The organism is Vreelandella sp. F11 (assembly GCF_042466685.1).
In the GTDB taxonomy this organism is placed as follows: Bacteria; Pseudomonadota; Gammaproteobacteria; order Pseudomonadales; family Halomonadaceae; genus Vreelandella.
This window is the reverse complement of sequence record NZ_CP170448.1, coordinates 392,881-412,933: the sequence shown is the minus strand read 5'-3', so window position 1 is coordinate 412,933 and position 20,053 is coordinate 392,881. Positions and strand designations below refer to the sequence as shown.

Here is a 20,053-nt window from a genome sequence, read left to right as displayed (position 1 = left end):
ACCTTTTCTGTGTTATCGGCGCTAATCCTGCTGTTCACGCCAGCGATCCCAGTGTGGTGTAGGCCCAACCATCTCAAACAGATGATCTAGAAATGCACTTACCTTGTGTGTGTGTAGGCGACGCTGAGCATAGAGCACGTGGATATCGCGCCTGCCCGGCATAACTTCGCACTCCCACGCTTCGAGTATCGGCACCAGTGCGCCGGATGCCAATTCGTCAGCGATCAGCCAGGTGGGAAACATCACCAGCCCCTGCCCCATTAATGCTGCGCGCACCAAACTCTCGGCATCGTTGCTGTAGAGGCTGCCGTCGACTTTATAAGTGCAGGCTTGTGACTGATCAGCAGTATTGAAATACCAGCGCTGGCGGCCCATTTCGCCCTGGTAAAGTAAGCAGTCATGCTGGCTCAGGTCGTCCGGGCGGGTGGGTGTACCACAACGTTGCAAATAGTCGGGCGCCGCGGCCACCACATAATTCATTGGCGCTAGGCGGCGTGCCACCAAGGTGGAATCCGCCAATGCCCCGACGCGAAAGGTGATATCGATGCCCTCGCGCACCGGGTCGGTCAGTTGATCAGTCAGCATCAGTTCGGCTTTGATCGCCGGGTAGCGGCGCTGGAAGTGGTGCAGGATAGGCACGATTTGGCGCTGGCCGAAAGCCACCGGGGCGTTGAGACGTAGCATGCCGCTAGGCTCGGTATTAGGCGCCATTAGCGCTTCGGTCGCCAGGTCGAGCCGCTCCAGTATCTCGCGAACTTCCTGATAGTAACGCCACCCCGCTTCGGTCAGCGTCACAGCCCGGGTATGGCGGTAGAACAACTGCTGGCCAAGCGCCTCCTCTAAAGAGGCAATCTGACGTGAGACCGACGACACCGCCCGATGAAAATGACGTGCAGTGACGGTAAAGCTGCCGGTCGCGGCGACGCGCTCAAAGATGCGTAGCGCATTGAGATCCATCAAGTTGCTCCTAGCGCAATAAAGATTTGCGATTTTTCCAATTGTAGCAATGATCATCGGCGACCAGACTGCTTTTCATCGGGCACAAAATGTATTTCCGGTGCCCGTTCCGAAAATCTTGTCTGCAACAGGAGTTAAACATGCGCAAAGGCACCGCATTAGTCGTCGGCGCGACCGGTATTACCGGCGGCAACTTAGCTAGCTACCTCACCGCTAGCGGATGGAGTGTCTATGGATTATCTCGACGCCCCTCTGATCAAGCAGGAGTCATTCCCGTCGCTGCCGACCTGCTAGATCGCGAGGCCACAGCTGAAGCATTGGCGGGGCTACCCATCACCCACGTGTTTTATTGCACTTGGGTGCGGCGCGAAAATGAAAAGGCCAACGTCGAGGCCAACGGCGCAATGATGCACAACCTGCTTGATGCCTTGCAGGACGCAAGCGTGGCCCATGTCTCGCTGGTCACCGGCACCAAGCAGTACCTAGGCGCCTTCGAGAACTACGGTAGTGGCAAGACCGAGACGCCATTTCGTGAATCAGCGCCCCGCGTACCGGGTGAGAACTTCTACTACACCCTCGAAGACATCATGTTCGCAGCAGCGGATCGGGACGGCTTTAGCTGGAACGTGCACCGTCCGCACACCGTGATCGGCTATGCCCGCGGTAATGCCATGAATATGGGCGTGACGCTGGCGGTTTACGCCTCTATCTGCAAAGCCACGGGTAAGCCGTTTATTTTCCCAGGCTCGCAGACCCAGTGGAACGCTTTGACCGACCTAACCGATTCGCTGGTGCTGGCGCGGCAGATGGAGTGGGCGGCAGTATCGCCTGGGGCGCATAACGAAGCCTTCAACACCGTCAATGGCGACATTTTCCGCTGGCGTCGGCTATGGAATGAAATGGGTGAGTTTTTCGGCCTTGAAGTGCCGGACTGCCCGGAAACGCCGCAACCGCTTGAAATACAAATGGCCGACATTGCGCCAACTTGGGCTGAAATGGCCGAACAACACGACCTGATTGAACCTGACGTTTCCAAGCTGGCCTCCTGGTGGCACACCGATGCCGACCTGGGGCGCGAACTTAAGTGCGTCAACGATGTGACCAAATCCCGTGATTTCGGCTTTGACCATTTCCGCGAAACCCGTGCGGCGTTTTTCGACTTGTTCGCCCGCCTTCGCGCTGAACGCATCATTCCTTAAGCAGTATCAGAAACAGTACTCGAAACAGTACCAGCAACATTGCCAGAAAAATGCTCGACCAGGGCGCCTATGATTGCGCCCTGGGTTTTATTTCCCCCTCTTTCCTTGAATCCTCCCGGGCATGCCTGCATATCATGGGGAACTATTGTTCATTTTTTGATGCCGAGTCTACCCATGCAGATTATTGATCCCCGCTCAGGTAAACCGCTGACTGCGGATACCGGAAATGCCGACGCTCCCACGCCTGACGCTAACCAAGGGGCGGTGCGCCCTGAAGACGTTATTATCGAGCTTAATGCAGGCAATATTCAGCAGGTGTTGGAAGCCTCCATGAAGGTGCCCGTGCTATTGGGCTGCTACTCACCTTCTCACCCTGGCAGCAGTACTCTGCTTTCAATACTGGAAAAGCTGGTAGTTGAGTACGCGGGTGCTTTCCTGCTCGGCAAGCTCGATATCGAAGCGAACCCTGAAATCGGCGGCCAATTGGGCGTACAGTCGGTGCCTGATGTGAAGCTGATTAGCCAAGGCGGTTTAGTCGATGGCTTCCAGGGCGCTCTGCCGGAGAAAGAAGTGCGTGAGTGGCTGAACCGCTACTTCCCGGCCCCAGGTGAGGCACCGCCCACCCCAGAAGAGCAGGCGGAAGAGGCGCTGAAAGCAGGCGATACCGCTGGCGCCCGCGAGATTTACCAAACCTTAATGGAGCAATACCCCGAACACTACGCCTATCAAGTAGCGTTCGCCCGAGTACTGTTGGCAGAAGGGCAAGGCAATGAGGCCCGCGATGTGCTGGATAACCTGCCGCCGGAAGAGCGCGATGCGGCGCCTGCACGGGGCGTACGCGCTAGCATCGAATTTAGCGAGCAGGCACTCTGCGCCGAAGAGGTCGCCGCGCTGGGCGATCGCACTGACAGTGAAGCACAATACCAGCGCGCCCTGCGCCAAGTGGCCGACGGTCATTACGATGAAGGGCTGGAAGCGCTGCTGGCGCTGATGAAACAGGATCGCGCCTATAACGATGACGCGGCGCGCAAAACGCTGCTGCAGGTGTTCGACGCACTCGGCGCCGAACACCCGCTAACCGTTGCTTACCGCCGCAAACTCTTTGCGATGCTGTACTAGGGGCTTTCAATCCCCCTTCAGCAGGGAATCCATACGCGACAGCGCCGCTTCCAGCTGGGAAGCGGTGGTACCAAAGTTAAGCCGCACAAAGCCGGGGCTGCCAAAGGCCGCCCCATCCGAAAGCGCGACTCCCGTCTCTTTTAGCAGCGTCTTATGCGGCGCATCGCCTAGCCCTGCCTCGCGCATATCCAGCCAGGCAAGATAGGTCGACTCTGGCGCACGCCAAGTAACCCCCGGCCAACTCGCTACCCGCGCCTGCAGCGTCTCCCGATGTTCACGTAGCACGCTTAACAGCTCCTGGCGCCACGGCTCGCCATGTCGATACGCTGCTTCCGCCGCGACCAAGCCGAGCACGTTGCCATCGGGAAGTAACCCTTTGGTAGCCGCTGCAAACCGCTCACGCAGTGCCGAATCGGGAATCACCGCACAAGCGCTGGTTAAGCCCGCCAGATTAAAGGTTTTCGACGGTGCCCATAGCGTAATGGTGCGCTTCGCTAATTGAGGAAATGCCGCGGCTAACGGGCGGTGCTGGGCGCCTTCGTCTAATAACAGGTCACAGTGCAACTCATCGGAGACCACCCAAAGGTCGTGGCGCTCCACTAGCTCAGCCAACGCGGCAAGCTCCTCATGCCGCCATACACGCCCCGTAGGGTTGTGGGGCTGACACCATAGCAGCAAGCGCGTACGTGGCGTAATAGCGGCCTCCAAGGCAGCAATATCGAGCTGCCAAGGCTCATTGGGTGTTGAAGGCGCTGCCAGCATCGCCTGCTGGGGTAGTCGCCCGGTGCGCTTGGCAACGTCTAAAAATGGCGGGTAGATCGGCGCCACCGTCAATACACCGTCGCCCGGCTCGGTCAGCGCTAACGCGGCCAAGTGCAACGCTGGCACAACGCCCGGCAGCCACTGCTGCCACGCCGACTGAATAGGCCAGTCATAGTGGTGGGCGCTCCACTGACACAGGGTTTCTGTTAACGTAGCGGGCACTTCGCCATAGCCATAGACACCGTGGGCCACTCGCGCCTGCAGCGCATCAATCACCGCGGGCGGGGAGCGAAAATCCATATCGGCGACCCAAAGGGGTAGTACCTCGTCGCCGTAGCGGTGCCATTTTTGCGATGCCCAGCCACCTTCTGGGTGGCGTCGCTCTACAGGCGTGGCAAAATCGTAGGCCATGAAACATCTCACTCATTCAATAGGGGTTGTGCCAAGCATGCCGCAAGATGACTTTTATACCAAGATGCGGGCGGGGCTATCGGCGCTGTTGCGGCAATGGCGCTCGTTAGGCCAAGCGGATACTGACCAACTAGCGCTTATTTTGGCTGAGACAGCACGGGTAGCGAAATTAGGCACCCCCGACGCCACGCCCAGCGGCGCCACCCTTGAGCAGTGGAGCCAAGATGAGCTAGGGGAAATGCCGCTATGGGCGCCGCGCACGGCGGTTTTTCTGCTTAATCAAATGCCCGCTCGTCCGACCCCCGATAGCGACGCCGAAGCTTGCGCCTGGGCGTACTGCTGGTTGCGCAACCGCTCGTTTGAGTCACTGCAAGCGGCCCAGGAGTCGCTCCCCGCGCACTTGCAAGCGCCTCTACAAGACGCCCTTGAAGCCGCTTGGCGCGACCAGCAAGGCCTGCGCTTGGTTTAAGTAACGAGCCCACAGTCTGACAGCCCGCAAACAATAACAGCAAGGATTACGCCGCATGATTGAAGTCCCTCTCACTTGGCAGCTAGCGAAATTAGGGCTCTCTATCAGCATGGTGCTGGGGCTAGGCGCGATAGCGGTGCGCGCTAGCCCGCGCATGGCAGGCCTGCTAGCGGGCTATCCATTAGGCACGGCGTTGGCGCTATTTTTTATCGGCTTGGAGATTTCCCCTCAGTTTGCGACCCAAAGCGCAGTGCATACTCTGGCGGGGTTTACGGCCACAATGGCGCTAGGGGCCGGTTATTGGCTGGCTGGACGACAGCCTGGTGTTAAAGGTGTTATTGGCGGCGTGGCGGGCGGTTTGGTTGCTTGGCTCGCCGTTAGCACACTGCTCGCTCAGTTTAACTTCACGCGCCTAAGCGGCACGCTGGTGACACTGTGTGCCATTGCTCTGTTCAGCGGCTTATTTCGCAACATTACTGATATCAGGATACCCGCCAGCAGAGCATTTTCATTACCGGCGCTTGCCGCCCGCGCGGCACTTGCCACCGTGATCATATTTACCATTACCAGCCTTGCCCACTGGCTGCCGCCCGCCTGGGCGGGGACGTTGGCCGCCTTTCCCGTCACGATGCTGCCTTTTTTGCTGATCCTACACCTGAACCATGGGGCAGCACCGGTGGCGACGGTCATCAAACACTACCCGATGGGACTTGGCTCGTTACTGAGTTACACGCTATGTGTTTCCTATACTTACAGCACACTGGGATTGCTATGGGGCACATTGGCCGGCTTCGTAGCTGCCACGCTATGGCTACTGGTGTGGATGCAACTCACCGCGTGGTATCAACGCCGCACCGCTTGACCAAGAACTCTTGACCAAGCGCTTGCTTGGGTTAATGCTGAGCGTTGCCGTTGCGACTACCCGTACTAATAGCTGTTTTTTTAATAACAAGGACAAGCCATGTTTACCCGTACCATTGAGCCCGCCTTTTACGATACCGACGCCTTAGGGCACATTAACAACACCCGCCTGCCAGCGTGGTTTGAGCTTGCCCGGAACGACTTGTTCAAACTCTTTACCCCTGACTTAAACCCTAAGCAGTGGCGCTTGATTATGGCCCGTATGGAGGTCGACTACCGGGCTGAACTGTTTTACGGTCACGATATCGAAATACGGACTTACTTAACGCGGTTAGGCACCAGCTCGTTTACAGTGACCCAAGAGGCGCGGCAGCACGGCAAGCTCACTAACCTGGGGCATACCGTTATGGTGCAGTATGACCACCAGGCCAAGTGCGCCAAGCCCATCGAGGGTGACCTACGCGAGGCGCTAACGTCACACTTGCAAGACGCGCCTGAGCCCGCCTGATTGACGCTGCCCCGCACTGACGGGGCAACAGGAGCCTTATAATGGCAATCCGCTACAATCTCTGGATAGACCCTGACAACGTCGCCCAGCATCGCGCCGTGGAGGCAGACCTTGAGCGCTATTTTATTGAGCGCTTTGCCGACTATCCGCATATCCGCTTGTTTGGTGCCGACCCCTACGATTATGATGCCCCCTTCAATCGCCTTTATGACGTGCTAATGGCACGAGCCGCTGAATACTGTGAGCGGACGTGGTGCTATGTCGCGTCGCCTGAACAGCTCAATCGCTGCTTTTTCCGTGCCGTTGGACGCTCGACTAAATTTGTTCAAGACGACCGTTCGTGAGAGACCAACCCAATGGTGATACGCACCAACCAAGCGCCTGACGAACGTCAGCTCGCCATTATTGCCCAGCAGCTTGGCCGCGCACCGCGTGGTATCGAAGCGGTCGCCGCCACCGACGGTGAAGGTACGCCGCTAGTACTGCGTATGGCGCCGATTGTCGATGGTAAACCCTTCCCCACCCTGTATTGGCTCTGTTCCGACGTGCTGAAAGTTGAGATTTCCCGCATCGAAGCCGTTGGGGTTATCAAAGCACTCGAGCAACGCCTGCAGGAAGAGCCCGAATTTCTTGAGGCTTACCAACAGAGCCATCGCGACTATGTGACCGCCCGCTGGGACGCTATGAGCGATGCTCAGCGCGAAGAAGTCGCTAAGCTAGGTTACACCAAGGTGATGACCGAGCGTGGTATTGGCGGAATCAGCAACTGGCACCAGATACGCTGCCTGCACACCCAGTACGCCCACCACCTTTGCGGTGACAATGTGATTGGGCAGTGGATGGATGAGCACTACCAGGTAGACCGCTGTTTACCCTAAGCTCCTTTTACCCTAAGCCTCGTAGTAATCTCGTTTTCTTTTTGGCTACGGTTTTAGTTACGTTCATTTTTTAACGACAGGGAATAAACGAATGGCTCGAATTTGCGTTTATCTTGGCTCCCGTGAAGGTAACAGCCCTGCCTTCCGCCAGGCGACCAATCAACTGGGACGCACGCTCGCTGAACGCGGCCACACGCTGGTGTATGGCGGGGCACGCGTTGGCCTGATGGGCGAGCTGGCTAACGCAGCACTTGAGGCTGGTGGTGAAGTCATTGGTGTCATGCCCGACCACCTGGTGGAGCGCGAACAGGCCCACTTTGGCTTAAGTGAGCTGATTCGGGTGCGCAATATGCACGAACGCAAAGCCACCATGGCGGCCAATGCCGACGCTTTTATCGCCTTACCTGGCGGGATCGGCACCTTGGAAGAGCTGTTTGAAATATGGACATGGGGCTATCTGGGCCTGCATGAAAAACCCATGGGGTTGCTGAACATTGACGAGTTCTATTCGCCGCTACTGAATTTTTTAGACAGCACGGTTAATCATGGCTTTTTAGCATCTCCCACCCGCGAGATGCTGTTAGACGCGCCGTCACCCCATGACTTGCTTGAGGCGCTTGAAGCCAAACTATAAAGCTGATGAGAGGGAGAGTTACTAACGTCCCGGGTGCTCGGTGAGCCTGCGGGTATGCTGATAGGTCAGCTGCAGTAAGCGGGCATCTTCTCCTGCCCGGTGGCGGTGAATACCTTGTGCGGCGATCAGCGCTTCTTTGGTGTCGCTCCACACTGCCTGCTGCTCCTCGCTAAGCAGAATTCTTAGCGCCTCAAGGCGAAAACGCGGCAGCATGCCCGCGTGATGGAAGAGCAGCGATAGCCAGGTGTTATCGTATCCCCAGCTATCGCTGTACGCCTTACCCAGCTCGCGCAGTTCATCGTTCAGCCAGTGGGCGACCTGGCGTACCGGGTAGCCCTCTTGAATAAGGCGCTCACGGGTGATGCCGTGCAGCAGTTCGGCCTTGGGATCCCAGTGCGTCCACTCCTCCAGCGGTTGAATGAGAAAAGCGCAGCAGCTCCCATCAGCGCGGGCGATGCCTACTTCGATGGGATAACTGCCACGCCCAAATCCGGACGCTTCAATATCTAGCACTGTGGGTAGCGTCTCGGACACAACCTTCCTCACTCAATCAAAATGCGGTAACGCTTCATGCAGCGGCCACATCATTTAGTGTCGGCTGATCCGCCTGTCGCTGCCAGTAAGCCGCTCGCTCGCCATCTACCGCCAAGCCTAACTCACCCAGGCGATAAGCGCGGGCAAGCCGCTCCGCCGCAAGATAGTGCCCCGATTGAGCGGCACGGGCGTACCACGTGACCGCATAGTCTTCGCGGCGCGGGTATTGAGCACAGCCGTGCTCGTGGATTTGTGCCACCTGGTACTGTGACTTTACATCCCCGGCATGCGCCGCTTCCAGAACGTATCGCGCACCGCGCGCTTTGTCCTGGGGCGTCTGACTGCGATGAAACAACATATGGCCATAAACAGAGAGCGCGTCAGGGTGACCCGCCTCCGCACAGCGCTTAAATAAGCACATCGTTAAACGCTGGGTGCGCTTTGATCGCGGCAACAACCAGTGATTATGAAACAGCCGTTCAGCTAGGCGAAACTCTAGCCGAGTAAATAACGTTGATGCCTGCAGCATGGCAAACCACCCTGCCTGTCTGTTGGAATCTTGGGCTAGCAGTCACAAAAATAGCTGCCAACCACACGAGAAACCGGCCTTTAGCCGGTCGATGGGCTGGCAAGCATACGCCTGCCTTTGCGACGACTCAACCCCATTAATTTGCTGCTTGCAAAGAGCCTCGCTAACATGCCATTCATACGCCGTTTACCATCTGGGTAATAGTGGCTTATCTTGTGGCAATTCCGCCTTATGAAGGAGATGAAAATGCAAACGCGCCCACTTGGCAGAACCGGCATGGAGGTAAGTCGACTCTGCTTAGGCACGATGACGTTTGGCGAGCAAAATAGCGAAGCCGAAGCCCACGAGCAGCTTGACCGGGCAGTGGCCTTTGGCATCAACTTTATTGATACCGCAGAAATGTACCCCGTCCCACCCATGGCCGAGACCCAGGGCCTGACGGAACGCTATATCGGCAGTTGGCTAAAGCAGCGCGGCGCCCGAGACGATCTCATCATAGCCACCAAAGCCGCAGGCCCAGGACTTGACCATATCCGCGGCGGGCCGCGCTTAACCCGTGAGCATATTCATCAGGCCATTAACACCAGCCTGGAGCGCTTGAATACCGATTACGTTGATCTTTACCAACTGCACTGGCCAGACCGGCAAACCAACTTCTTTGGCAAACTGGGTTACGTGCATAGCGAAGATGAAGACGCGACGCCGTTAGAAGAGACGCTCTCTGCGCTGAAAGAGCTGGTTGATGCCGGCAAGGTGCGGGCTATAGGGCTCTCTAATGATACCCCTTGGGGCGTAATGCGCTCACTGCAGCTCGCCGAGAAGCTGGATTTACCCCGCGTGGCGTCTATTCAAAATCCTTATAACCTTCTTAACCGCTCCTTTGAAGTCGGCTTGGCTGAAATAGCCCACCGTGAAGAGGTTGGCTTATTAGCCTACTCGCCGCTAGGTTTCGGTGTGCTCTCGGGTAAATATCTCAACGGTGCGCAGCCACCTAAAGGCCGCCTGACGCTGTATGAACGCTTTAAGCGCTACACCTCGCCTGAAGCCGAAGCCGCCACTCAGGCTTACGTTGCGCTTGCTGAGAAGCACGAGTTAGATCCCGCGCAAATGGCGCTGGCGTTTGTTAACTCACGCAGCTTTTTAACCAGCAATATCATTGGTGCCACCACAATGGAGCAGTTGGAAAGCAACCTTGCCAGCGAGAGCCTAAAACTGGATAACGAAGTGTTAGAGGCAATCGAAGATATTCACCGCCGCATGCCGAATCCCTGCCCTTAAAGCTACTGCTGAGCCCCGCCTGTAGGCAGTAAGCGGCTCCGCCAGAACTATCGAAGCTATAGCCTCGGCCTTGGCCGAGGCTTGGTATACTACGTTCACTTATGATGGCCTTAGGAGCATGCAATGCTGAGCGTTATCTCTCCCGCTAAAACGCTGGATTTTGAAACCCCACCGACCACTGAGCAGGTGACACAACCTGACTTTCTAAAGCACAGCCAAGCGCTGATCACTATTTTGCGCGACTACTCGCCCCAGCAAATCAGTGAACTTATGGGCATCAGCGATAAATTGGCGGGGCTGAATGCGGCGCGTTTTGAGGAGTGGCGCCCCCCTTTCACGCTGAGCAATGCCAAGCCCGCTGCGCAGGCTTTTCAGGGCGACGTCTATACCGGCCTCCAAGCGGAAAGGTTCAGCGAAGCAGAGAACCGTTATGCGCAGTCCCACTTGCGCATACTCTCCGGCTTATATGGCCTGCTACGGCCCCTGGATCTGATTCAGCCCTATCGGCTAGAGATGGGCACTAAGCTTTCCAACAGTGCCGGTAAGGATTTATATGCCTACTGGAAGCCACTACTAACGCCTGCGCTCAATGAGGCCATTACTGAAAGCGGCTCTGACGTGCTGGTGAATCTCGCTTCGAATGAGTATTTCAAAGCGATAGACACCAAGCAGCTTAATGCTCGGGTCATTACGCCGGTGTTTAAAGATGAGAAAAACGGCACCTTTAAAATCATCAGCTTCTACGCCAAAAAGGCCCGCGGACTCATGAGTGCCTGGCTGATTCAGCAACAGGTCAACGACCCAGAACAACTCAAAGCATTCGATGTAGCAGGCTATCGTTTCGATGCCTCGGCATCCGAGGGTGATACCTTCGTTTTCACTCGCAAGGAGAGTGATCGCTAGAGCGAGGCAAACAGCCTAGAAGAAACGTACGGGGCGAGCTGAACGTGGCTTCAAAAACCGCTGGTGCGCCTCTTTAAACAGCGCTGTGTCGCAGCGCTGTAGCCACTCATAAGCCACCATATCCGCTGTCACCGCCACAGCCCCCCTTGCGCAGGCGCGCTCTCGGGCAAACGCAGCCTCTTGCGGCCGACGACTGGCAGAGGCATCACTCAGCCAGTAAAGCTCGTAGCCTGCGTCTAATAGCCCTAATCCCGTTTGCAGCACGCAGATATGTGCTTCCGTTCCACACAGTACGATCTGCGTTTTTCCCGTTGCGTTTAGTGCTTCACGAAATTCAGCTTCCGCCATGGCCCCAAAATGCTGCTTCTGCCAAAGCTGATAGTCATTCAAGCAGGTCAGCAGGGTTGCCGAGGAGCCTCCCAGTTTCTCTGGAGACTGTTCTGTTAACCATACCGGCACCTCAAGCAAGCACGCCATTTCCCCTAGCCAAGCTGCTTCCTTAACGGCTTCTTGACCACCATCGATCACAGGCAGCAGGCCCGCCTGGAAATCGACCATTAACAGCAAACTTTTATCGCGTTGTAGCAGCACGTTGACACCCCATTTTTATCGTTATTTAGGCTAACCATAATAGGCGCGATACAAACAATAAAGCAGCCGCTTTTCAGCGACTGCTTCGTTTAACTCATCAACAAATGCTCGGCCTAGTTTTCCGCTGCCTCTTCAATATCTTCGCCGAGCTCTTCCATGCTCTCACCGGCATCTTCTGTGGCGTTATCAATGTCTTCACCAGCCTCTTCAGCCGGCCCTTGATCGTCACAAGCTACCAGTCCGCCTGCCATCAAGGCCATGAACAGAGCGATTGCTAACTTCTTGGCTAATTGCGTCGTCATACCGATTCTCCTCCTGAGATTTTACTTCGGGTGCGTGCAGCATAATACTAGATGCTGCTTGGCAACAATACCATGCCAAATACGTAACCTATTGTTATAAATGTCTTTAAAACACATGTTTTAGGTTTCTAAGACATCTGTATTTTTATGGAAAGTAATGGCTTTTTTTCCACGCAAACAAAAAACCCAGCCGATTGGCTGGGTTCTTCGTTTAATAAGTGCCTGACGATGACCTACTCTCGCATGGGGAGACCCCACACTACCATCGGCGCTAAGCGGTTTCACTTCTGAGTTCGGCAAGGGATCAGGTGGTTCACGCGTGCTATGGTCGTCAGGCGTAACTGTTAATGTACATCATGCTGTTTGTGATCGTCTCATTGCCTGCCGCCTGCTCATGTGAGTCAGGCCACACGCTGCGTATCCGGCGTTCTGTTGATCTCTCAACCTCTACGTTATCATCACGACCAGACCCCTTGGGTGTTATAGGGTCAAGCCTCACGGGCCATTAGTACACGTTAGCTCAACGCCTTGCAGCGCTTCCACACCGTGCCTATCAACCAGCTGGTCTCGCTGGGCCCTTCAGGAGGCTCTAGGCCTCAGGGATGTCTCATCTTGAAGGGGGCTTCCCGCTTAGATGCTTTCAGCGGTTATCCCGTCCGACCATAGCTACCCGGCAATGCCACTGGCGTGACAACCGGAACACCAGAGGGTCGTCCACTCCGGTCCTCTCGTACTAGGAGCAGCCCTTCTCAAACATCCAACGCCCACGGCAGATAGGGACCGAACTGTCTCACGACGTTCTAAACCCAGCTCGCGTACCACTTTAAATGGCGAACAGCCATACCCTTGGGACCGACTTCAGCCCCAGGATGTGATGAGCCGACATCGAGGTGCCAAACACCGCCGTCGATGTGAACTCTTGGGCGGTATCAGCCTGTTATCCCCGGAGTACCTTTTATCCGTTGAGCGATGGCCCTTCCATACAGAACCACCGGATCACTAGAACCTGCTTTCGCACCTGCTCGACGTGTCTGTCTCGCAGTCAAGCACCCTTATGCTCTTGCACTCAATGCACGATGTCCGACCGTGCTGAGGGTACCTTCGTGCTCCTCCGTTACTCTTTAGGAGGAGACCGCCCCAGTCAAACTACCCACCACACACTGTCCTCGATCCGGATAACGGACCTGAGTGAGAACGCCAATGATGCCAGGCTGGTATTTCAAGGTTGGCTCCGCCCGAACTGGCGTCCGAGTTTCAAAGCCTCCCAGCTATCCTACACAGGCAACATCAGCGTCCAGTGTGAAGCTATAGTAAAGGTTCACGGGGTCTTTCCGTCTAGCCGCGGGTACACCGCATCTTCACGGCGATTTCAATTTCACTGAGTCTCGGGTGGAGACAGCGTGGCCATCATTACGCCATTCGTGCAGGTCGGAACTTACCCGACAAGGAATTTCGCTACCTTAGGACCGTTATAGTTACGGCCGCCGTTTACCGGGGCTTCAATCAAGAGCTTCGCCTTACGGCTAACACCATCATTTAACCTTCCGGCACCGGGCAGGCGTCACACCCTATACGTCCGCTTGCGCGTTAGCAGAGTGCTGTGTTTTTAATAAACAGTTGCAGCCACCTGGTATCTTCGACCGGTTCGGGCTAGGAGAGCAAGTCTCTTCACCCTACGCCGGCGTGCCTTCTCCCGAAGTTACGGCACCATTTTGCCTAGTTCCTTCACCCGAGTTCTCTCAAGCGCCTTGGGATTCTCACCCTGACCACCTGTGTCGGTTTGGGGTACGGTCGCACATGATCTGAAGCTTAGAGGCTTTTCCTGGAAGCGTGGCATCAGTGACTTCCTGACCGTGGTCAGTTCATCTCGTGTCTCGGCCTGAAAGGATCCCGGATTTACCTAAGATCCCAGCCTACTCACTTTCACCAGGACTACCAACGCCTGGCTCACCTAGCCTTCTTCGTCCCCCCATCGCAACCATGTCCGGTACGGGAATATTGACCCGTTTCCCATCGACTACGCCTTTCGGCCTCGCCTTAGGGGCCGACTCACTCTGCTCCGATTAGCGTCGAACAGAAACCCTTGGTCTTCCGGCGAGGGAGTTTTTCACTCCCTTTATCGTTACTCATGTCAGCATTCGCACTCGTGATACCTCCAGCAGACTTCTCAATCCACCTTCATCGGCTTACACGACGCTCCTCTACCGCTCACACCTAAGCGTGAACCCGTAGCTTCGGTACCTGGTTTAGCCCCGTTACATCTTCCGCGCAGGCCGACTCGACTAGTGAGCTATTACGCTTTCTTTAAAGGATGGCTGCTTCTAAGCCAACCTCCTAGCTGTCTGAGCCTTCCCACATCGTTTCCCACTTAACCAGGATTTCGGGACCTTAGCTGACGGTCTGGGTTGTTTCCCTTTTCACGACGGACGTTAGCACCCGCCGTGTGTCTCCCACGCGTTACTCACCGGTATTCGGAGTTTGCCTCGGGTTGGTAAGTCGGGATGACCCCCTAGCCGAAACAGTGCTCTACCCCCGGCGGTACTACGTGAGGCGCTACCTAAATAGCTTTCGAGGAGAACCAGCTATCTCCGAGCTTGATTAGCCTTTCACTCCGATCCACAAGTCATCCAAATCTTTTTCAACAGATCCTGGTTCGGGCCTCCAGTTGATGTTACTCAACCTTCACCCTGCTCATGGATAGATCGCTCGGTTTCGGGTCTATATCCAGCGACTGTGTCGCCCAGTTAAGACTCGGTTTCCCTACGGCTCCCCTATACGGTTAACCTCGCCACTGAATATAAGTCGCTGACCCATTATACAAAAGGTACGCAGTCACCCAACTAGTGGGCTCCTACTGCTTGTACGCACACGGTTTCAGGATCTATTTCACTCCCCTCTCCGGGGTTCTTTTCGCCTTTCCCTCACGGTACTGGTTCACTATCGGTCAGCCAGGAGTATTTAGCCTTGGAGGATGGTCCCCCCGTCTTCAGTCAAGGTTTCTCGTGCCCCGACCTACTCGATTTCACATGATCAGATTTTCGACTACGGGGCTATCACCCGCTACGGCCAGACTTCCCAATCTGTTCGCCTAATCAGTCTCATGCTTAAGGGCTGGTCCCCGTTCGCTCGCCGCTACTAGGGGAATCTCGGTTGATTTCTTTTCCTCAGGGTACTTAGATGTTTCAGTTCCCCTGGTTCGCCTCGTACCCCTATGTATTCAGGGCACGATACTCATCTTATGATGAGTGGGTTTCCCCATTCAGAGATGTCCGGGTCACAGGTTGTTGCCACCTCACCGAACCTTATCGCAGGCTACCACGTCTTTCATCGCCTCTGGCTGCCTAGGCATCCACCGTGTGCGCTTCATTGCTTGACCCTATAACCCGAAGGAGTCTGGATTTTCGCAATGATAACGTTTCATTTTGCCGGATACGCTTGAGACGTATCACAATTTAAGAAGCACTTCTTGCGAAGTGTTCTTGTCAGCATGATATACATTGTTAAAGAGCGACTGCTATAAGCAGTGATAAGCGTTTTTTTTCGTATTAAAAAGAAAAAGTCACTTATCACTGCTCATCAACAGCATTCTGATCAGGTAATTCATTGTGGACGCTTACTAACTGTGACGCATCGTTTAAGGAGGTGATCCAGCCGCAGGTTCCCCTACGGCTACCTTGTTACGACTTCACCCCAGTCATGAACCACACCGTGGTGATCGCCCTCTTGCGTTAGGCTAACCACTTCTGGTGCAGTCCACTCCCATGGTGTGACGGGCGGTGTGTACAAGGCCCGGGAACGTATTCACCGTGACATTCTGATTCACGATTACTAGCGATTCCGACTTCACGGAGTCGAGTTGCAGACTCCGATCCGGACTGAGACCGGCTTTAAGGGATTCGCTGACTCTCGCGAGCTCGCAGCCCTTTGTACCGGCCATTGTAGCACGTGTGTAGCCCTACCCGTAAGGGCCATGATGACTTGACGTCGTCCCCACCTTCCTCCGGTTTGTCACCGGCAGTCTCCTTAGAGTTCCCACCATTACGTGCTGGCAAATAAGGACAAGGGTTGCGCTCGTTACGGGACTTAACCCAACATTTCACAACACGAGCTGACGACAGCCATGCAGCACCTGTCTTACAGTTCCCGAAGGCACACCAGAATCTCTTCCGGCTTCTGTAGATGTCAAGGGTAGGTAAGGTTCTTCGCGTTGCATCGAATTAAACCACATGCTCCACCGCTTGTGCGGGCCCCCGTCAATTCATTTGAGTTTTAACCTTGCGGCCGTACTCCCCAGGCGGTCGACTTATCGCGTTAACTTCGCCACAAAGTGCTCTAGGCACCCAACGGCTGGTCGACATCGTTTACGGCGTGGACTACCAGGGTATCTAATCCTGTTTGCTACCCACGCTTTCGCACCTCAGTGTCAGTGTCAGTCCAGAAGGCCGCCTTCGCCACTGGTATTCCTCCCGATCTCTACGCATTTCACCGCTACACCGGGAATTCTACCTTCCTCTCCTGCACTCTAGCCTGACAGTTCCGGATGCCGTTCCCAGGTTGAGCCCGGGGCTTTCACAACCGGCTTATCAAGCCACCTACGCGCGCTTTACGCCCAGTAATTCCGATTAACGCTTGCACCCTCCGTATTACCGCGGCTGCTGGCACGGAGTTAGCCGGTGCTTCTTCTGCGAGTGATGTCTTTCCTACCGGGTATTAACCGATAGGCGTTCTTCCTCGCTGAAAGTGCTTTACAACCCGAGGGCCTTCTTCACACACGCGGCATGGCTGGATCAGGGTTGCCCCCATTGTCCAATATTCCCCACTGCTGCCTCCCGTAGGAGTTCGGGCCGTGTCTCAGTCCCGATGTGGCTGATCATCCTCTCAGACCAGCTACGGATCGTTGCCTTGGTGAGCCTTTACCTCACCAACTAGCTAATCCGACATAGGCTCATCCAATAGCGGGAGCCGGAGCCCCCTTTCTCCCGTAGGACGTATGCGGTATTAGCCTGGGTTTCCCCAGGTTATCCCCCACTACCGGGCAGATTCCTATGCATTACTCACCCGTCCGCCGCTCGTCAGCGGGTAGCAAGCTACCCCTGTTACCGCTCGACTTGCATGTGTTAGGCCTGCCGCCAGCGTTCAATCTGAGCCATGATCAAACTCTTCAGTTTAAAATCATTGTGATCCTTACTTGTCGCTCGAAAGCAACAAAAGCGAATCAAACTTGGCTCAAGGTTCAAACGAATTCACTGTAATACTCCGAAAAGTATCGTTGTGTTCGCCTGCCTTGATATTTGGTGATTTGCCACCAACATCAGCAAGCGCCCACATGAATTACCTGATCAAATTGTTAAAGAGCTGTTTCGCTGGAAGATTGCTGTGAAAGCAACCGGGCTGCCGTTGAACTGGCTTGCCTCAGCGAGGAAGGCGTATTCTACGCATTTCCTGGCGATTGTCAAGGGCGTTATTTTCGATGCAAACCTGACCACATCCAAAACCGCTAACTCGTTGACTAACCAAGGGTTTTACACCTTATATACCGCTGGTAACGCTTGGCGTCCCCGGCAGCGGATGCGTACTTTACGGATTCGCCGCCGGGTTGGCAAGGGCTTTTTGACAGAAAGTTCAAATAAGCGTCACACGGGCGTAACGTTTCTTACCCGCCTGGATGACATAGCTCTTACCTGTCGCCAGCATGGTGTCTTTGGCAACAACTTCGCCGTCGACTTTAACCCGGCCATTCCCCAACATATCCTTGGCTTGGGCGCTGTTGTTGGCAAGCTCTGCCCTGTTTAACACTGCCGCAATAGGGGCTTCTGCACTACCTTCAAAATCAACCGTCACTTCCGGCAGGTCTTCCGGCAGTTCGCCATCGGCCAGTTGATTACCCGCCGACTTATGCGCATTGGCCGCCGCTTCATCGCCGTGGTAGCGGGCAATCAGCTCCCGCGCCAGCTCCATTTTCACATCGCGTGGGTTCGCTCCTTGCTCAACGCTCTGCTTAAGCGCCTCAATCTCTTCATTTGATTTCAAAGAGAGCAGCTCAAAGTAGCGCCACATTAGGCTATCCGGCATGGAGACCAGCTTGTTGAACATGGAACCCGGTGCCTCATCGACACCTATGTAGTTGCCAAGCGACTTCGACATCTTCTGCACGCCGTCTAACCCTTCCAGCAGCGGCATAGTGATCACCACTTGAGGCTCTTGGCCGAAGTGCTTTTGGATTTCGCGCCCCATTAGCAGGTTGAACTTCTGGTCGGTGCCGCCTAGCTCCACATCAGCCTCAAGCGCTACCGAATCGTAGCCCTGTACCAGCGGGTAGAGAAATTCATGGATCGCAATGGACTGATTGGCTTTATAGCGCTTTTCAAAGTCGTCCCGCTCTAGCATGCGTGCGACGGTACTTTGGGCGGCCAGCTCAATCATTTTGGCGGCAGAGAGCTCACCAAACCATTCGGCGTTAAAGCGCACTTCGGTTTTTTCAGGGTCGAGAATTTTAAACACCTGCTCCTTATAGGTTTCGGCGTTAGCTTTCACGTCCTCTTCGGTGAGCGGCTTGCGCGTCACGTTCTTACCTGTGGGGTCACCAATACGCCCGGTAAAGTCACCGATCAGAAAGATAACCGTGTGACCCAAGTCCTGAAACTGGCGCATTTTAGTCAGCAGTACACTGTGCCCAAGATGCAGATCAGGGGCGGTGGGATCAAAGCCCGCTTTGATACGCAGCTTGCGGCCTGAAGCCAGCTTCTTTTTTAACTCATCCTCTACCAGGATTTCGTGCGTACCCCGCGACAGCAGCGCTAAAGCCTGATCCACCTCACTCATTGCCTCTCTCCACTATAAAGAACCGCCCATACCGGGCTCAGGTGATAAATAGCCGACGATGTTACCATGCTCGTTCGCCTTGGTTGAGCCCTGGTTTAGCCTTAGCTTAGCTTTAGCCCCGCTTTGCACGAGTTCACTTATGAAAACGCCTACCACTTCGCCGCGTTACTATATTGGCCTGATGTCCGGCACCAGCCTGGATGGTATCGATGCAGCGCTTATCGCCATCGACAATGATTCACCACCCCGCCTGTTGGCCACCCACGCCGAACCGATGCCTGATGAGTTACATCGCCTACTGCTCACGCTGTGTCATGCGGAGCAGGTGAGCTTTGCCCAGCTAGCAACAGCAGAGCACGCTTTCAGCCACTGCCAGGCCCAAGCGGTAAAGCAGCTATTAGCACCGCTCTCAGTAGAGTTGGAGCAGATCAGCGCCATCGGCAGCCACGGCCAAACGATCGAGCATGCCCCTAAAGGCCACGACGGCGGCCCAGCCTATACGCTTCAGTTGGATAACCCTAGTTTGCTGGCAGAACTGAGCGGCTGCACGGTCGTTGCTGATTTCCGCCGCCGCGACCTAGCCGCTGGTGGCCAAGCTGCGCCGCTGGCACCGGCGTTTCATCAGGCGCTGTTTGGACGAGCCGATACGCATCAATTGGTGCTTAATTTGGGGGGCTTCGCCAATCTGACCTGGCTTTCAAGCCAACCAAGCGATCCAGTGATTGGTTTTGATACCGGGCCAGCGAATGTTTTGCTGGATGCTTGGTTTGCCTTGCATCAGGGTGGCCGCTTTGATCAAAGCGGCGATTGGGCCGCCAGTGGAGAGGTAGATGAAGCGCTGTTAGCTCGGCTGTTATCAGAACCGTTTTTCCAGCAACCTCCGCCGAGAAGCACCGGGCGTGAGTTATTCCATCTGGAGTGGCTACAACAACACCTCAGCGGGCAGGAAGACGCCGCCAATGTACAGGCCACGCTGGCCGAACTCACCGCTGTCAGTGTCGCTCGCGGTATTGAACAACTACGGATCGATGACGACCCTCTCACGCTAATCACCGCTGGCGGCGGCGCCCACAATGGCTATTTAATGCAGCGTATTGCCTATCATCTGCCTCGCGCTACGCTCACTTCGCCAGCGGCCTACGGCTGGCCTGAAGACTGGATTGAGGCCGGGGCTTTCGCCTGGCTGGCTCACCAACGCCTGCACCACCTACCCGGCAACCTGCCCTCAGTAACCGGCGCGGCAGGCCCGCGGGTGCTGGGCGGTATTTATGCTTGCTAGCCGATGAGCTGGAGCTG

At 55.5% G+C, this 20,053-nt stretch carries 18 protein-coding genes and 3 rRNA genes; 11 read left to right on the top strand and 10 right to left on the bottom strand.

All coding sequences use genetic code 11. The features are described from left to right. Positions 1 to 21: 21 nt before the first annotated feature. Complete coding sequence (locus tag ACFIOZ_RS02025; protein ID WP_386081900.1) at positions 22 to 957, bottom strand: LysR family transcriptional regulator; 936 nt, start codon at positions 955 to 957, stop codon at positions 22 to 24. Between the two features lie 140 nt (positions 958 to 1,097). On the opposite strand from ACFIOZ_RS02025, the gene ACFIOZ_RS02020 reads away from it, so the two are divergent. Together ACFIOZ_RS02020 and ACFIOZ_RS02015 are read left to right on the top strand one after the other, a co-directional pair. Then, positions 1,098 to 2,156, top strand: coding sequence for an SDR family oxidoreductase (locus tag ACFIOZ_RS02020; protein WP_386081898.1), 1,059 nt, complete (start codon positions 1,098 to 1,100; stop codon positions 2,154 to 2,156). 174 nt (positions 2,157 to 2,330) lie between these two features. Further along, positions 2,331 to 3,275 (top strand): co-chaperone YbbN, encoded by a 945-nt coding sequence (locus tag ACFIOZ_RS02015; RefSeq protein WP_386081896.1) that lies wholly within the window; start codon positions 2,331 to 2,333, stop codon positions 3,273 to 3,275. Between the two features lie 6 nt (positions 3,276 to 3,281). On the opposite strand, the gene ACFIOZ_RS02010 is transcribed toward ACFIOZ_RS02015, so the two are convergent. Next, the gene (locus tag ACFIOZ_RS02010; protein ID WP_386081894.1) at positions 3,282 to 4,448 is read right to left on the bottom strand and encodes a MalY/PatB family protein; all 1,167 of its coding nucleotides are present in this window, start codon (positions 4,446 to 4,448) and stop codon (positions 3,282 to 3,284) included. A gap of 37 nt (positions 4,449 to 4,485) precedes the next feature. Between ACFIOZ_RS02010 and ACFIOZ_RS02005 the strand changes: the two genes are divergently transcribed. The 6 genes from ACFIOZ_RS02005 (at position 4,486) to ACFIOZ_RS01980 (ending at position 7,798) form a co-directional block, all read left to right on the top strand. Further along, the gene (locus tag ACFIOZ_RS02005; protein WP_386081892.1) at positions 4,486 to 4,917 is read left to right on the top strand and encodes a hypothetical protein; all 432 of its coding nucleotides are present in this window, start codon (positions 4,486 to 4,488) and stop codon (positions 4,915 to 4,917) included. Positions 4,918 to 4,972: 55 nt separating this feature from the next. Then, entirely contained in the window at positions 4,973 to 5,779 is an 807-nt protein-coding gene (locus ACFIOZ_RS02000; protein ID WP_386081891.1) for a hypothetical protein, read from the top strand. Positions 5,780 to 5,878: 99 nt separating this feature from the next. Further along, on the top strand, positions 5,879 to 6,286 hold the full coding sequence (locus ACFIOZ_RS01995; protein ID WP_386081889.1) for an acyl-CoA thioesterase: 408 nt from the start codon (positions 5,879 to 5,881) through the stop codon (positions 6,284 to 6,286). 41 nt (positions 6,287 to 6,327) lie between these two features. Further along, entirely contained in the window at positions 6,328 to 6,630 is a 303-nt protein-coding gene (locus ACFIOZ_RS01990; protein ID WP_007111787.1) for a hypothetical protein, read from the top strand. Between the two features lie 12 nt (positions 6,631 to 6,642). Further along, positions 6,643 to 7,164 (top strand): DUF501 domain-containing protein, encoded by a 522-nt coding sequence (locus tag ACFIOZ_RS01985; RefSeq protein WP_386081887.1) that lies wholly within the window; start codon positions 6,643 to 6,645, stop codon positions 7,162 to 7,164. Between the two features lie 91 nt (positions 7,165 to 7,255). Continuing rightward, a complete protein-coding gene (locus ACFIOZ_RS01980) occupies positions 7,256 to 7,798 on the top strand; it encodes a TIGR00730 family Rossman fold protein (RefSeq protein WP_386081885.1) in 543 nt (180 codons plus the stop codon). A gap of 21 nt (positions 7,799 to 7,819) precedes the next feature. On the opposite strand, the gene ACFIOZ_RS01975 is transcribed toward ACFIOZ_RS01980, so the two are convergent. Together ACFIOZ_RS01975 and ACFIOZ_RS01970 are read right to left on the bottom strand one after the other, a co-directional pair. Then, positions 7,820 to 8,332, bottom strand: coding sequence for a hypothetical protein (locus ACFIOZ_RS01975; protein WP_386081884.1), 513 nt, complete (start codon positions 8,330 to 8,332; stop codon positions 7,820 to 7,822). 34 nt (positions 8,333 to 8,366) lie between these two features. Beyond that, entirely contained in the window at positions 8,367 to 8,861 is a 495-nt protein-coding gene (locus ACFIOZ_RS01970; protein ID WP_386081882.1) for a tetratricopeptide repeat protein, read from the bottom strand. Between the two features lie 246 nt (positions 8,862 to 9,107). On the opposite strand from ACFIOZ_RS01970, the gene ACFIOZ_RS01965 reads away from it, so the two are divergent. Next, positions 9,108 to 10,139 (top strand): NADP(H)-dependent aldo-keto reductase, encoded by a 1,032-nt coding sequence (locus ACFIOZ_RS01965; RefSeq protein ID WP_386081880.1) that lies wholly within the window; start codon positions 9,108 to 9,110, stop codon positions 10,137 to 10,139. A 123-nt stretch (positions 10,140 to 10,262) separates the two neighbouring features. Then, entirely contained in the window at positions 10,263 to 11,042 is a 780-nt protein-coding gene (gene yaaA / locus ACFIOZ_RS01960) for a peroxide stress protein YaaA (RefSeq protein WP_386081878.1), read from the top strand. A gap of 15 nt (positions 11,043 to 11,057) precedes the next feature. On the opposite strand, the gene ACFIOZ_RS01955 is transcribed toward yaaA, so the two are convergent. From ACFIOZ_RS01955 to tyrS, 6 genes are all read right to left on the bottom strand, one after another. Further along, positions 11,058 to 11,633 carry an isochorismatase family protein gene (locus ACFIOZ_RS01955; RefSeq protein ID WP_386081876.1) on the bottom strand — a complete coding sequence of 192 codons (576 nt, stop codon included), beginning with the start codon at positions 11,631 to 11,633 and terminating at the stop codon, positions 11,058 to 11,060. A 113-nt stretch (positions 11,634 to 11,746) separates the two neighbouring features. Further along, positions 11,747 to 11,935, bottom strand: coding sequence for a hypothetical protein (locus ACFIOZ_RS01950; RefSeq protein WP_386081874.1), 189 nt, complete (start codon positions 11,933 to 11,935; stop codon positions 11,747 to 11,749). A gap of 220 nt (positions 11,936 to 12,155) precedes the next feature. Further along, positions 12,156 to 12,271: ribosomal RNA gene (gene rrf / locus ACFIOZ_RS01945) — 5S ribosomal RNA — on the bottom strand. A gap of 148 nt (positions 12,272 to 12,419) precedes the next feature. Then, positions 12,420 to 15,311: ribosomal RNA gene (locus ACFIOZ_RS01940) — 23S ribosomal RNA — on the bottom strand. Between the two features lie 259 nt (positions 15,312 to 15,570). Then, positions 15,571 to 17,103, bottom strand: a 16S ribosomal RNA gene (locus ACFIOZ_RS01935). The 16S, 23S and 5S rRNA genes sit together here, the layout of an rRNA operon. A 454-nt stretch (positions 17,104 to 17,557) precedes the next feature. Then, the gene (gene tyrS / locus ACFIOZ_RS01930) at positions 17,558 to 18,757 is read right to left on the bottom strand and encodes a tyrosine--tRNA ligase (RefSeq protein WP_386081873.1); all 1,200 of its coding nucleotides are present in this window, start codon (positions 18,755 to 18,757) and stop codon (positions 17,558 to 17,560) included. 139 nt (positions 18,758 to 18,896) lie between these two features. Between tyrS and ACFIOZ_RS01925 the strand changes: the two genes are divergently transcribed. Next, on the top strand, positions 18,897 to 20,036 hold the full coding sequence (locus ACFIOZ_RS01925) for an anhydro-N-acetylmuramic acid kinase (RefSeq protein ID WP_386081871.1): 1,140 nt from the start codon (positions 18,897 to 18,899) through the stop codon (positions 20,034 to 20,036). The last annotated feature ends 17 nt before the right edge of the window (positions 20,037 to 20,053 follow it).